General features: G+C 66.5%; 11 protein-coding genes. 6 read left to right on the top strand and 5 right to left on the bottom strand.

The window, feature by feature from the left end; all coding sequences use genetic code 11:
• Positions 1-108: 108 nt before the first annotated feature.
• The gene (locus P0Y33_RS09075; protein ID WP_279527091.1) at positions 109-1,014 is read right to left on the bottom strand and encodes a coiled-coil protein; all 906 of its coding nucleotides are present in this window, start codon (positions 1,012-1,014) and stop codon (positions 109-111) included.
• Between the two features lie 289 nt (positions 1,015-1,303).
• On the opposite strand from P0Y33_RS09075, the gene P0Y33_RS09070 reads away from it, so the two are divergent.
• Entirely contained in the window at positions 1,304-1,726 is a 423-nt protein-coding gene (locus P0Y33_RS09070; protein WP_279527090.1) for a DUF371 domain-containing protein, read from the top strand.
• Between the two features lie 48 nt (positions 1,727-1,774).
• A complete protein-coding gene (locus P0Y33_RS09065) occupies positions 1,775-2,614 on the top strand; it encodes an endonuclease III domain-containing protein (RefSeq protein ID WP_279527089.1) in 840 nt (279 codons plus the stop codon).
• On the opposite strand, the gene P0Y33_RS09060 is transcribed toward P0Y33_RS09065, so the two are convergent.
• Complete coding sequence (locus P0Y33_RS09060) at positions 2,611-2,985, bottom strand: methylglyoxal synthase (RefSeq protein WP_279527088.1); 375 nt, start codon at positions 2,983-2,985, stop codon at positions 2,611-2,613. The two genes, P0Y33_RS09065 and P0Y33_RS09060, sit on opposite strands and share 4 nt — an antisense overlap.
• A gap of 94 nt (positions 2,986-3,079) precedes the next feature.
• The gene (locus P0Y33_RS09055; RefSeq protein WP_279527087.1) at positions 3,080-4,993 is read right to left on the bottom strand and encodes a beta-CASP ribonuclease aCPSF1; all 1,914 of its coding nucleotides are present in this window, start codon (positions 4,991-4,993) and stop codon (positions 3,080-3,082) included.
• 240 nt (positions 4,994-5,233) lie between these two features.
• Here P0Y33_RS09055 and P0Y33_RS09050 point away from each other — a divergent pair, with 240 nt between their 5' ends.
• A complete protein-coding gene (locus P0Y33_RS09050; protein ID WP_279527086.1) occupies positions 5,234-5,713 on the top strand; it encodes a hypothetical protein in 480 nt (159 codons plus the stop codon).
• A gap of 40 nt (positions 5,714-5,753) precedes the next feature.
• Here P0Y33_RS09050 and P0Y33_RS09045 read toward each other — a convergent pair whose 3' ends face one another.
• Positions 5,754-5,894, bottom strand: a complete 141-nt coding sequence (locus P0Y33_RS09045; protein ID WP_279527085.1) for a hypothetical protein — start codon at positions 5,892-5,894, stop codon at positions 5,754-5,756.
• A gap of 114 nt (positions 5,895-6,008) precedes the next feature.
• Between P0Y33_RS09045 and proS the strand changes: the two genes are divergently transcribed.
• From proS to P0Y33_RS09030, 3 genes are all read left to right on the top strand, one after another.
• Positions 6,009-7,469 carry a proline--tRNA ligase gene (gene proS, locus P0Y33_RS09040; protein WP_279527084.1) on the top strand — a complete coding sequence of 487 codons (1,461 nt, stop codon included), beginning with the start codon at positions 6,009-6,011 and terminating at the stop codon, positions 7,467-7,469.
• Positions 7,470-7,879: 410 nt separating this feature from the next.
• Positions 7,880-12,379, top strand: coding sequence for a glutamate synthase large subunit (gene gltB, locus P0Y33_RS09035; protein ID WP_279527083.1), 4,500 nt, complete (start codon positions 7,880-7,882; stop codon positions 12,377-12,379).
• Between the two features lie 53 nt (positions 12,380-12,432).
• Positions 12,433-13,422, top strand: a complete 990-nt coding sequence (locus P0Y33_RS09030; RefSeq protein WP_279527082.1) for an NAD-dependent epimerase/dehydratase family protein — start codon at positions 12,433-12,435, stop codon at positions 13,420-13,422.
• Between the two features lie 9 nt (positions 13,423-13,431).
• Here P0Y33_RS09030 and P0Y33_RS09025 read toward each other — a convergent pair whose 3' ends face one another.
• The gene (locus P0Y33_RS09025; protein WP_279527081.1) at positions 13,432-13,659 is read right to left on the bottom strand and encodes a hypothetical protein; all 228 of its coding nucleotides are present in this window, start codon (positions 13,657-13,659) and stop codon (positions 13,432-13,434) included.
• Positions 13,660-13,803 lie beyond the last annotated feature (144 nt).

Here is a 13,803-nt window from a genome sequence, read left to right as displayed (position 1 = left end):
GCGTTCGGCCGGCGGGTGGTTAAAGGTCCGCTCGGCGGCGACGCTGACCGACGGCGTCGCCACTACGCGGCGAGAAAACGGGAGAAAACGGAGAGTAGAGTGACCGGATTACAGGAGACCGGTCTTCTGGAGCTTGCGAAGGTCCTCGGTGTCGAGGGTCTCGCCCTCCTTGAAGCGCTCGTAGATCTCCTCGGCTTCCTCGCGGGCCTCTTCCTGCTTTGCCTCGCGCTCTTCCTTGCGCTCTTCTTCTTCCTGCTTGTCCAGTTCGCGCAGGCGCTTCTGGACGCGGACGAAGGCCTCGTGGTGTGCGTCGGCGGCCTCTTGGGCCTCGACGAACTTCTCGTGCATCTCGTCGGCCTCGTCACGGATGTCGTCGGCCTCTCGGTAGGCCTCGATCATCTCGTTGTGGTGCTTCTGCGCGCGGTCTGCGAGCTCCGTCACCTTCTCGTGGTGCTTGGAGGCCTCGGCGCGGACTTCCTCGGCTTCCTCGACGAGTTCCTCGAGGTCGCCGGAGTCTTCGAGCTTCTCCTTGCGGCTCTGGTACTGCTCGCGCTTGTTCTCGATCTTCTGGATGAGCTCCTGCTCTTCCTCGGAGGAGAGAACTTCCGTCTGCTGTTTGAACTCGAGCTGTTCGATCTCCTCTTTGAGCTCCTCCAGGTCCTTGCCCTCGTCGAGTTCGAGGTCCTCCTTGAGGTCCTCGACGCGGTCGAACAGTTCGTTCGCCTCCGCGTTCAGCTCGTTGCGGACTTCCTTGTGCTCCTGGACGCGCTCGTTGAGCGTGTCACGGTTCTCGCGGTGTTCCTGGGCCTCGTCGACCTTCTCGCGCGTCTTCGCGTTCAGGTCGTCACGCTTGGAGGCGCGGGAGCTCGCGAGTTGGTTGAGCTCGTTCCGGCGGTCGCGGAACTGGCCAGCCTTCTTGATGAGCTGACCCTTGGACTTGTTCTGGAGTTCTTCGTCAGTAATGAGCTCGTCTGCGTTCGATACCTCGATGTTGGTTTCACTTTCCTCGGACATTAGTTGAACCTCGGTGCCATACCCGCCCGGACGGCTGTGCAGCAATCGCTCGAACGTGTCGCGACATCCCATTGAGGAGAGCGTCGGTTCATTCTCGAGCGATGCGTGCTGAACGCCCGTAGCGTTCTGGTAATAGTCAGTAGCCGATGCTGACTTATAAAATTTGCGCTCGACCCGACCGTGCAAACAGCTACCAATACCCGGGCACGCGGCGTCTCTACGCCGCGGTGAGGTTCGACGTGCGTATAAAAGAATGGGTCTCAAGTGGGTGGCCCCCGCACCGTCGAGCATGGAACACGAAGAAGTCGTCCACGCGCACGGCCACGAGAACGTCACCGCCGAGCACGAGAGCACCTTCGAGGTCACCACCGACGACTACCTCACACCTGCGGGGGACTGCATCCTCGCCGTCGAGGCGGACCGCGCGCCGACGGACTTCGACCCGACGTTCATGACGGCCTGCCAGGACCCGGACGCGACGATCACGGCGATGTTCGAGGTGGCGGGTCGTACCGAAATCGTCACCGGGCGGGGGCACCCGGACCTCGACTTCGGCAGCGAACGCGGCGCCGTCGGTCGGACGAGCACCTACGTCGACGAGCGCACCATCATGGTCGAGGCCGACAAGGCGGCGGCCGACTTCGACCGCGAGATGGTCGAAGCCCTCGAAGAAGGGGCGAAGTTGACGCTCACACTCACCGTCGAAGCGTGAGCGGCCGGGAGAGACGGCTTTAACCCGGCGTGGACGGAACGTCGAGCCATGTCGGACGAGCGGAGTTCGGGGGAGCCAGCAGAGAACATCTCCGGCGGTCCGGACGGTGGCGGCCGGGCCGCCGCGTTCGAACCGGCCGAAGACGCAGAGACGCGTGCTGAGGCGGTCGTCGACCGCCTCGGCGACATCTACTGGCAGAAGACGTACGGCGGGCAGGACGCCTTCGAGTGTCTGGTCCGGACGATTCTGAGTCAGAACACGAGCGACGTGGCGAGCCAACCGGCCCACGACGCGCTGGTGGAGCGGTACGGCGACGCGGAGTCGGGAGAGACGGACCTCGCGTCGTCGCTCGCAGACGCCGCCCACGACGAACTCGCCGAGACCATCTCCTCGGCCGGACTCTACAACCAGAAGGCCGAGCGGATAATCGACATCGCCCAGCACGTCGTCGAGGAGTACGGCGGCGCGGACGGCTTCGACGAGTGGGTGAAGCAGGCCGACCCCGAGACGGTCCGCGAGACGCTCCTCGACCTGAAGGGTGTCGGGCCGAAGACCGCCGACTGCGTCCTCCTCTTCGCGGGCGGACGCGAGGGCGTCTTCCCCGTGGACACACACGTCCACCGTATCGCACGGCGGATGGGTCTCGCGCCGCCGGACGCCGACCACGAGGAAGTCCGCGAGTATCTGGAACGCGACGTCCCCGCGGAGAAGTGTGGCTTCGGACACACCGCGATGATCCAGTTCGGCCGCGACTACTGTTCGGCCCGCAAGCCGGCGTGTCTCGACGACCCCGAGGCCTGCCCGCTGGCCGACCTGTGCGACCAGGTGGGCGTCTACCCCGAGTCAGGGGAGGTCGCCGACCCGAGCGAGGCGCCCGGGTCCAGTTAGTCGAGGTCCGTCCGCAACCCTTCCAGGACGTACTCCGCGCTCGCGAGGTTCGTCGCGAGTGGCACGTCGTGGACGTCGCAGATGCGGAGGAGCGCCGAGATGTCGGGTTCGTGGGGTTGGGCGTCGAGCACGTCGCGGAGGAAGATGACGGCCTCGCACTCGCCGGCGGCGACTTCGCCGCCGAGCATCAGGTCGCCGCCGAGCGGTCCCGACTCCTTGCGTTCGACGTCGAGGTCGGTCACCTCCATCAGTCGCTTCCCGGTCGTCCCGGTCGCGACGAGTTCGAACTCCCGGAGGGTCACCTCGTGGTGGGCCGCGAACTCCATCATCTCGGGCTTCTTCTCGTCGTGAGCGATGAGTGCGATGCGCATACTCGTCGTCTCGGGGGCAGCGGCAAAGTCGTTACTCACGGTGTAGCGGCCGGGCGGCGCCGAAAGAACGAGAACCGTCGAGGGTGGGGTGCGCCTAGAGGAAGCGGAACGTCTCCAGGTTCTTCGGCGCGAACGTCCGCATGTTGAACTCGTGGTAGAGCGCGCTGGAGAGGTCCTGCGTCGAGCGTTCGTCGCCGTGGACACAGAGCACCTTCTCGGGGCGCGGGTTCATCGTGCGCACGAAGTCTTCGAGTCCCTGGCGGTCGGCGTGGCCGGAGAACCCGTCGACGGTGTCGACGTCCATGTTCAGTTTGAGGTGCTCGGTGCGGCCGCCGCCGCCGCCGATGGGCACCTCGTCGCGACCGCTCTGGATGCGGCGGCCGAGCGTCCCCTGGGCCTGGTAACCGACGAACACCATCCGGCTGTCCGGGTCCGGACCGACGTGCTCGATCCAGGACATGATGGGACCGCCGGTGACCATCCCGGAAGTCGAGAGGATGATGCAGGGTTCGCCCTCGGCGACGTCCATACGCTCTTCCTCGCCGCCGTCGATGTGGTTGAACTGGTCGGCGAGGAAGGGGTTCTCGTCCTCGTGGAAGATGCGGTCTCTGAGGTCGTCGCGGAGGTACTCGGGGTAGGTCGTGTGGATGGCCGTCGCCTCCCAGATCATGCCGTCGAGGTGGATGGGCATGGTCGGGATGTCACCCTCGCGCATCGCCTCTTCGAGGACGAGCATGAGTTCCTGGGAGCGGCCGACGGCGAACGCCGGGATGAGGACCTTCCCCTCCTTCTCGTAGGTCTCGTTGATGAGTTCCTTGAGTTTCTCCTCGGAGTCGGCCTGGTCGGTCTGGTAGTCGTTGCGACCGCCGTAGGTCGACTCCATGACGAGCGTCTCCACGCGCGGGAAGTCGTTGACCGCGCCGTTGAACAGGCGGGTGTCCTCGTAGTGGATGTCGCCGGAGAAGGCGACGTTGTAGAGGCCGTCGCCGATGTGGAAGTGAGAGACGGCGGAGCCGAGGATGTGGCCCGCGTTGTGGAAGGTGAGTTTGACGTCCGGCGCGATGTCCGTGACGTCGCCGTACTCCAGCGGGATGCAGTGCTTGATGGCTTCGCGGACCATCTCGGACTCGTAGGGCGGCGTGCGGCCCTCCTTGGCCGCGACGTCGAGGTAGTCCAGCGTGAGCAGGCCCATCAGGTCACGGGTCGGCTCCGTGCAGTAGATGGGACCGTCGTAGCCGTACTTGAAGAGCAGCGGGATGAACGCGGAGTGGTCGAGGTGGGCGTGGGTGAGGACGACCGCGTCGATGGAGTTGAGCGGGTTCGCCTCGGGGGCCTGCAGGTAGGGCACCTCGCCCTCGCTACCGGGCTTGTCGCCACAGTCGACGAGGATGCGCGTTTCGGGCGTCGAGAGGATGAAACTCGCGCGACCGACCTCCCGGCAGCAGCCGAGGGTCGTGATGCGGACGTACTCGTCCTCGGACATCTCCTCGCGGTGGATCTGTCGGCCCACCTTCTCGAGGATGTCGCGGCGCTCCTCGCGTTCGTGTTTGAGGAAGTTGCGGACGTTCTTGACGGTCGAGGACTCGATGGGCGGCGTCCGGACGACTTCCGGCGTCCACCCGGCCTCCTGGGTGATCTCCCGGAGGGTCGAGCCGTGTCGGCCGATGACCATCCCGGGCTTTTGCGCCTCGATGACGACTTCCCCGGTGTCCTCGTGGAAGTCGAGGTCGGTGACGCCGGCCTCCTCGGGAATGACGTCCTCGATGGCGGCACGCGCCTGGTCGGGCGGCGTGAGGACGTCGGGGTCCGGTCGGACCGTGATGCGTTTGCGGAGTTTGCTCGCCAGACGACGGATGAGGTCGCCGTTCTGGGCGAACTGTTTCGGGTCCCGCGTGTAGACGACGAGTTCGGGACCTTCGTACTTCACCTCCGTAACGGTGATGTCCGGCGGTATCTCGCTCTCTATCGTATCCTGAATCTCTTCGAGTTGCTGGTCTACCGTGCTCATGGTCAACGAGTGCGGGTCGTCGGGGTGCGGACGAGGCCGTCGCTGTCCTCCCGACTCACGTCGCGAGGTGTGGAACAGACAGAACGTAACAGCGTCGTCCGCGAGGTTGTGAGGGTCATCGGTGAATGCGGTTCGCGCCGGGCCGACGCCCGGGCTTCCGCGGGGAGTAGTCCTTCGAAAACCCGCTTATTCGTGGCTAGATGGCGCACAATATAAAAGCCTTCGCAATACGGGTAGCGTATGCACCTCACACCGGAGTCCGTCGCCGAGGAGTACGACCGGATTCACGCCCGCGCGGAGACAGTCGTTCCGCTCGTCAACGACGTCCGCGACGAACTCGGCAGGCACTTCGACACCGACGTCGCGTCCATCGACGACGAGCAGTACCACGACGCCATCGACGCGGTGTTCGCGGACGGCGACCGGGCGGTCAACGTCGCCGCCCTCGCCGGGATTCTGCGTGACCTCGACGTCCAGGACGACTACCCCGGGTTCGTCGTCGACGAACTCCTCGGGCGCGAACTGGCCGCGATGGTCGCCGGCGGACAGCCGTTGCGACTGCTCGCCGAGGCCACCTTTCACTACGCCGACGTCCGCTCGCACACGGACGGGCCCGCCGGCGTCGACGACCTCGACGCCGCGCTCGCGGCGGGGGTCCAGACACGGCTTCCCGGGTGGGCGTGGACGGAGCGCGAGAGTCCGTTCGCGGTCGACGGGTGACGAAAAAACGAGAACGTGACGGTCTCGAACGGTGGGTGGACTAGTCGCCGATACTCAACTCGTCGTCCTCCGGCTCCGGCGGTTCCTCGCTGGCTTCGAGTTCGCGCCGGGCCAGACGCATCTGCTGCTGTTCGCGCTTGTCCATGCCCTTCCGTTCGCGACCACGCTTCGTGTCTCCCATACACCGTGTCAAAGGAACCCACAGTACATAAGCTTCGTGGTATGGGTAGTCTTAGCACAGTTCGAAACACGCGCTTCACGGGATTTAAGAACGCATGTGGCGACGACTCTAGTAATGAGTGACGAGCAGGAACTCGGTATCACCGAGTCCAAACAATACAGCACCGGCGACTGGTACGCCGAGGTCGTGCAGAAGGCGGGGCTCGCCAGCTACGGGCCCGAGCGGATGGGTGGCTTCATCGTCACGCGCCCGCGTGGCTACTCGCTGTGGGAGTCCGTCCAGGAGCACCTCGACGAGTGGTTCAAGGCGACCGGGGTCCAGAACGCCTACTTCCCGCTGTTCATCCCCGAGAGCTACCTCGAGAAGGAGAAGGACATCGTCGAGGGCTTCGACCCCGAGGTCGCGTGGGTCACCGAGGCCGGCCACGACGAACTCGAAGAACGCCTCGCCGTCCGTCCGACCAGCGAGTCCATCATCGCACCCTACATGGCGCAGTGGACCCGGAGCCACCGCGACCTCCCGCTACGGGTCAACCAGTGGTGTTCGGTCGTCCGGTGGGAGGCCACCGAGACGAAGCCGTTCTTCCGGACGAAGGAGTTCCTCTGGCAGGAGGGGCACACCGCCCACGAGAGCGAGGACGAGGCGTGGGACGAGACAGTCACCCGTCTCGACCAGTACCAGCGCCTCTACGAGGACGTCCTCGGTATCCCGGTGCTCCGCGGGCGCAAGCCACCCCACGACAAGTTCCCCGGAGCGGATACGACGACGACCGTCGAGGCCCTGATGCCCGACGGCAAGTCCGTCCAGGGGGGCACCTCCCACTACCTCGGGCAGTCGTTCGCCGAGGCCTACGACCTCACCTACATCGACGAGGACGAGGAAGAGCGCGTCGCCCACACGACGTCGTGGGGGCTGTCGTGGCGCGCACTCGGGGCGCTCATCATGACGCACTCCGACGACCAGGGTCTCGTCCTCCCGCCGACGGTCGCGCCCGAGCAGGTCGTCATCGTCCCCATCTGGCAGGAGGAGACCCGCGAGGACGTCCTCCAGTACTCCACGGAGGTCGCCGCCGAACTCGAAGAGGCCGGCTTCCGCGTCCACCTCGACGACCGCGACGAGCGCAACCCCGGTTTCAAGTTCAACGAGTGGGAGCTGAAGGGCGTCCCGCTCCGCCTCGAAATCGGCCCGAACGAGGTCGAAGACGAGGAAGTCACCGCCGTCCACCGTCCGGACGGTGAGACCGAGGTCGTCGACCGCGGCGACCTCGTCGACGGCGTCGACGAGCACCTCGACGACATCTTCACGAAACTGTACGAGACCGCCGAGGAGAACCTCGAAGAGAACGTCCGCGAGGCCTACTCGCCCGAGCAGATCCTCGGAACCATCGGCCAGCACGGCGGCTACGTGAAGACGCCGTGGTGTGGCGACGAGGCCTGCGAGGAGGTCATCAAGGAGAAGATCGCCGCCGAGATCGTCATGGTCCCGTTCGCCGAGGACGAGGACCCCATCGGTGACGAGTGTACGATGTGCGGCGACGACGCCGAAGAGACGGCCTACTTCGCGAAGTCGTACTGACGACCCGAGAGCGAGAGAGGCCGGCGGTCCTCACCGTACCGGGACCGGCTTCACCGGTCTGACGTCGGTGCACGGTCGTCCGGCCGCCGTCCGAACGCGTCACGCGGACTCAGACCACCGACTCGGTCACCTTCCTTAGCTGCCCTAAAGGACGAAGAATCCTGTCGACGAGCGCGGCATCCGACCGGTTCGACGGGGGTGTCGCCTCGCTGTGGGCGGGATAGTCGCTCGATACTCGCGTCGACACCTGCTCGCCCCGCGATACGGAAAGTGTCGCACGCGACGTCGAAACCGGCGCAGTCTTCCGTTCTGGATGAACAATAGTGGTGATAATATTCATAAAATGCGTACTTATACACACTAAGGGTATCAGGATAGGCGTTTTATGGTGTGCAGTGTCACGGTGTGGTATGAGCGAAAACGACGTCACCGACGACCACCGACTCCTCGCCGACCCGACCGAGGAACGGTCGAACTGCGGGGTAGGGGTCGTCATGGACCTCGACGGCGGCCGAAGCCACCGAATCCTCGACGACAGTCTCGACCTGCTCGCGAACCTCGAACACCGCGGAACGACCGGCGCCGAGGAAGACACCGGCGACGGCGCGGGCGTCCTCCTCCAGACGCCCCACGAGTTCTTCGCCGACGAAGTCGGCCCGCTCCCGGACCAGTACGCCGTCGGCGCACTCTTCTTGCCCCAGGACGCCGAGGAACGCGACGCAGTCGTCGACACCGTCGAATCGACGTTCGCCGACCACGGCCTCGACGTCGTCGCGTGGCGCGACGTCCCGACCGACAACTCCGACCTCGGACAGACGGCCCTCGACTCCGAACCCCACGTCGCCCAGGTCTTCGTCTCACCGGAGGGCGACGCGGACGGCGAGGCGTTCGATCGCACGCTCTACGTCGCCCGCCAGGCCGTCGAGGACGCCGTCGACCACGAACGCTTCTACGTCTGCTCGCTCGACCGCGAGACCGTCGTCTACAAGGGACTCCTGAAGGGTACCCAACTCCGAAGCTACTACGAGGATCTCTCCGACGAACGCCTCCAGACGACCTTCTCGCTCGTCCACGCCCGCTTCTCGACGAACACGCTCGGCGCGTGGCACCTCGCACACCCCTACCGGAACGTCGTCCACAACGGCGAGTTCAACACCATCAAGGGCAACGTCAACTGGATGCGCGCCCGCGAGGCGGACCTCGACGCCGAGGGCTTCACGGACGAGGAACTGGAGACGGTCACGCCCATCATCGACGACCCCGGCCAGTCCGACACCGCCTCCGTCGACAACGCCCTCGAACTCCTGATGCAGGGTGGCCGGGACCTCCCTCACGCCCTCCGGATGCTCGTCCCCGAGGCGTGGCAGAAGGCCGACGACGTGGCCGACGACCGGCGCGACTGGTACGACTACCACGCCTCCCTCGTCGAACCGTGGGACGGTCCCGCCCTCGTCGTCGGCACGGACGGCGAGCGCGTCGGTGCCGTCCTCGACCGCAACGGCCTGCGTCCCTGTCGCTACGAGATCACCGCGGACGACACGCTCGTGATGGGCAGTGAAGCCGGCGCGCTCGAAACCGACGAGTCGGAGATTCGCGAACGCGGCCGTCTCCAGCCCGGACAGCTGTTCCTCGCCGACCCCGAGGAGGGCCGCGTCGTCCCCGACGAGGAGGTCTTCGACGACCTCGTCGACGAGAAGTACGGCGAGTGGGTCGAATCCGAACAGGTCCGTCTCGACGCCGACGACGGGCCGACTCCCCGGCGGACGGTCGAGGACCTCCGCGCCCACCAGGCCGTCCACGGCTACACCCACGACGAACTCGACGAACTCCTCGAACCGATGCTCGAAGCCGGCAAGGACCCCGTCGGTTCGATGGGCGACGACACGCCGCTCTCGGTCCTCTCCGAGTTCAACAAGCCGCTGTTCAGCTACTTCCGCCAACTGTTCGCGCAGGTGACGAACCCACCCATCGACTACCTCCGCGAGGACCTCGTCACCTCGCTCGAAACGCGATTGGGCCACCAGCGAAACCTCCTCGACGAGACGCCCGAACACGCCAACCAGGTCGTCGCGGACTCGCCGCTGCTCACCGACGCCGACCTCGACGCGGTCCGCGACGCCGCCGTCCCGAGCGCGACCATCGACGTCACCTACGACCCCGAGGTCGACCTCGAAACGGCCGTCGAGAACGTCCGCGCCGACGCGGTCGAGGCCATCGAGGAGGGCGCCGAGATTCTCGTCCTCTCCGACCGCAACGCGGGCGAGGACCGACTACCCATCCCCTCGCTCCTCGCGACGGGCGCAGTCCACCACCACCTCGTCCGCGAGGGCGTCCGCGCACACGCGGGACTCGTCGTGGAGTCGGCCGACCCGCGCACCGTCCACCAGGTCGCCACGCTCGTCGGCTACGGCGCCGGTGCGGTCAACCCCTACCTCGGCATCCAGTCGGTCTGCGACCTCGTCGCCGGACCCGACGGCATGGACGAGACCGAGGCGGTCGAGACGTACCTCGGCGCCCTCGAACAGGGGTTGTTGAAGGTCATGGCGAAGATGGGCATCTCGACGGTCGAGAGCTACCAGGGCGCCCAGATTTTCGAGGCGGTCGGTCTCGACTCGGACTTCGTCGCCGACTACTTCGAGGGGACGCCCAACCGGACGGAGGGCATCGGCATCGAGGACATCGAGGCCGATCTCCGCCGGCGTCACGCGGCCGCCTTCGGCGACGAGGAGGACGTCGACCTCGAACGCCAGGGCGAGTTCACCAACCGCTCCGCGGGCGAGTTCCACCAGTGGAATCCCCAGACGGTCAACGCCCTCCAGAACGCCGTCCGCGGCGGCGAGTACGACGACTTCGAGACGTTCGCCGACCTCGTCAACGACCAGAACGAGCAACTCCAGACGTTGCGCGGACTCCTCGAATTCGACGACGAGGGCCGCGAGTCCATCCCGCTCGACGACGTCGAACCGGTCGAGGACATCGTCGAACGCTTCTCGACGGCCGCGATGAGTCTCGGGAGTCTGAGCCCCGAGGCCCACGAGAACAACGCCGAGGCGATGAACTCCATCGGCGCCCGCGCCAACACCGGCGAGGGTGGCGAACCGCCCGAGCGCTTCGGGACGGACCGGGAGTGTCGCATCAAGCAGGTCGCCTCCGGACGCTTCGGCGTCACCTCCGAGTACCTCTCGGCGGCCGACGACCTCCAGATCAAGATGGCCCAGGGGTCGAAACCCGGTGAGGGCGGTCACCTCCCCGGCAAGAAGGTCAACGAGATGATCGCGGACGTCCGGTGTTCGACGCCCGGCGTCGGTCTCATCTCGCCGCCACCCCAGCACGACATCTACTCCATCGAGGACCTGAAGCAACTCATCCACGACCTGCGTGCCGGGAACCCCGACTCCCGCGTGCACGTCAAACTCGTCTCCGAGGCCGGTATCGGCACCGTCGCCGCCGGCGTCTCGAAGGCGAAGGCCGACTGCATCCACATCTCCGGACACAGTGGTGGGACGGGCGCCTCCCCGAAGACCTCCATCAAGCACGCCGGCCTGCCGTGGGAACTCGGTCTCACCGAGGCGAACCAACTCCTCCGCGAGACCGGCCTGCGTTCGCGGGTCACCCTCCGCGTCGACGGCGGACTCAAGACCGGTCGCGATGTGGCCGTCGGTGCCCTCCTCGGCGCCGAGGAGTTCGCCTTCGGGACGGCCTCGCTGGTCACCTCCGGTTGCGTGATGGCCCGCCAGTGCCACGCCAACACCTGCCCGGTCGGCGTCGCCACCCAGGACGAGGACCTCCGCAACCGCTTCCCCGGTCAACCCGAACACGTCGTCAACTACATGTGCTTCATCGCCGAGGAACTGCGCCACATCATGGCGGACCTCGGCTTCGAGACGGTCGACGAGATGGTCGGTCGGGTCGACCTGCTGGAGCAACGCGAGGACGTCGGCCAGGAAAAGGCCGCGAAGGTGGATCTCTCCTCGGTCCTCGCCGAACCCGCGGACAACGACGACCGCTACAAGACCCAGGAGCAGGACACCACCGAAATCGACGAGCACCTCGACTGGGACCTCGTCGACGCCGCCCGGCCCGCCATCGAGGACGGCGAGGAAGTCACCGTCGAGACGACGGTCGGCAACGAGGACCGCACCGTCGGTGGCATCCTCTCGAACGCCGTCTCGAAGGCCCGCGGCGGCGACGGTCTCGACGACGACACCATCACCGTCGACCTCGACGGCACCGCCGGCCAGTCCTTCGGTGCGTGGCTCGCACCTGGCGTCACCCTCGACCTGGAGGGCGCCGCGAACGACTACGTCGGGAAGGGACTCTCCGGGGGCCGCATCGCCGTCAGCACGCCCGCCGACGCCGGCTACGACCCGAGCGAGAACACCGTCGTCGGCAACGTCGCGCTCTACGGCGCGACCGACGGCGAACTCTACGTCAACGGCGTCGCCGGCGAGCGATTCGCGGTCCGCAACTCCGGTGCGAAGACCGTCGTCGAGGGCGTCGGCGACCACGGTTGTGAGTACATGACCGGCGGGCTGGTCGCGGTCCTCGGCGACACGGGTCGCAACTTCGCGGCCGGCATGTCCGGCGGCGTCGCCTACGTCTTCGACGGCGAGGGCGACTTCCGCTCGAAGGTCAACACCGAGATGGTCACGGTCGAAGACGACCTCTCCGAGCGCGACGAAGCGGCCCTCCGCCGACTGGTCGAGAACCACGCCGCCTACACGGACTCCGAGCGCGCGCGGGAACTCCTCGACGACTGGGAGAGTGCGACCGGCCAGTTCGTGAAAGTCATGCCCGAGGCCTACGCCGAGGCCATCGCCGAGCGTCCCGAGAGCGACGCCCGCCGCTCGCTCCCGGACTCCGCCGGCACCGAGGAACCGGTGAGCGTCCCCCACAGCGCCGACGATTAGGGACGCGGAGGCCGACCCGCCACCTCTTTTTCCCCGCCGCACGACGCCCCGATATGGAGTCTGTCTTCGTCATCGGCGGGACGCGGTTCGTCGGCCGCGCCGCCGTCGAGGAGTTCCTCGACCACGACTACCACGTCACGATCTTCAACCGCGGCGAGCACGAGAACCCCTTCGCCGACCACCCCGAGGTCCACCACCTGCCGGGCGACCGGAGCGACACGTCGCGACTCCTCGCCGCCAAGCGCGAGGTCGACCCCGACGTCGTCCTCGACTGCGTCGCCTACCACCCCGAGGAGGTCCGCGAGGCGACCGAAATCTTCGCCGACGTCGACGCCTACGTCTACGTCTCCAGCGGTGCGGTCTACGCCGACGAGGACGTCCCGAAGCGGGAGGACGAGACGACGCTGAAGGCGTGTACGCCCGACCAGGCGGCCGACAACTCGAACGAGACGTACGGCAACCGGAAGGCAGAGGGTGACCGGAAGGTGTTCTCCGCGGCCGAACGAGGCGTGAACGCGATGTCCGTCCGCCCGACCGTCGTCTACGGACCACACGACTACACCGAGCGCCTCGACTACTGGCTCGCGCGCGTGAACGAGTACGACCGGGTACTCCTGCCCGGCGACGGGACGAACCTCTGGCAGCGCGTCTACGTCGAGGACGTCGCCAGCGCCATCCGCACCGTCGCCGAGGAGGGGCGTGCGGGAGAGGCGTACAACGTCGGCGACCGGAACGCCCTCACGCTCCAGCGGACGGTCGAACTCGCCGCCGACCACCTCGACACCGACGTCGAACTCGTCCACGCCAGCGACCGCGAACTCTCGACGGGCGGACTCGAACTCAGGTCGTTCCCCCTCTACCGGCCACACCCGCACCTCCTCGACACGAGCAAACTCGCCGCGCTCGGATGGGAGTCGACGCCAGTCGACGAGGCGATGGCCCGGACTGTCGAGGAACACTTGGAGAGCGACCGCGACGGACGCGAGGTCGGACCGTCCCGGGAGGACGAAGCGCGAGTGCTCGGCGTCCTGGAGACGATCTGACGACGTCCCTCAGCGCGACTCTTCGGTGGCCTCGCGGATGTCCTGGAGGTTGACGAGGGCGACGAGCAACCCGAGGACGAGCGCGACGGCCCCGAGCGCGATACGGAGTTCCGAGAGGTTCCACTCCCGCAACAGGAACTGGCCGGCGACGGCGTACGCCACCACTACCGTCGCGACGAGACCGTGGCGTCGTCGGACCGACTCGTACAGTCGGTGGAAGGGAGACGCGGCGGACATCGGCACGTTCGGTGTGACAAACGCAACCACAAAAGTATTTGTGGCGAAACCAGTCCCGATAGTACAACTCCAGAGACTAGTTGAAACTAACGATACCGTGGGTGTGAGGCGCCGTCGAGACGTCTCTCCGACTCGACAATAAAT

The sequence above is a fragment of the Halospeciosus flavus genome (assembly GCF_029814175.1).
Lineage (GTDB): Archaea > Halobacteriota > Halobacteria > Halobacteriales > Halobacteriaceae > Halospeciosus > Halospeciosus flavus.
Note: the sequence above shows the minus strand (reverse complement) of the source record. Positions and strands in the feature narration are given on the sequence as shown.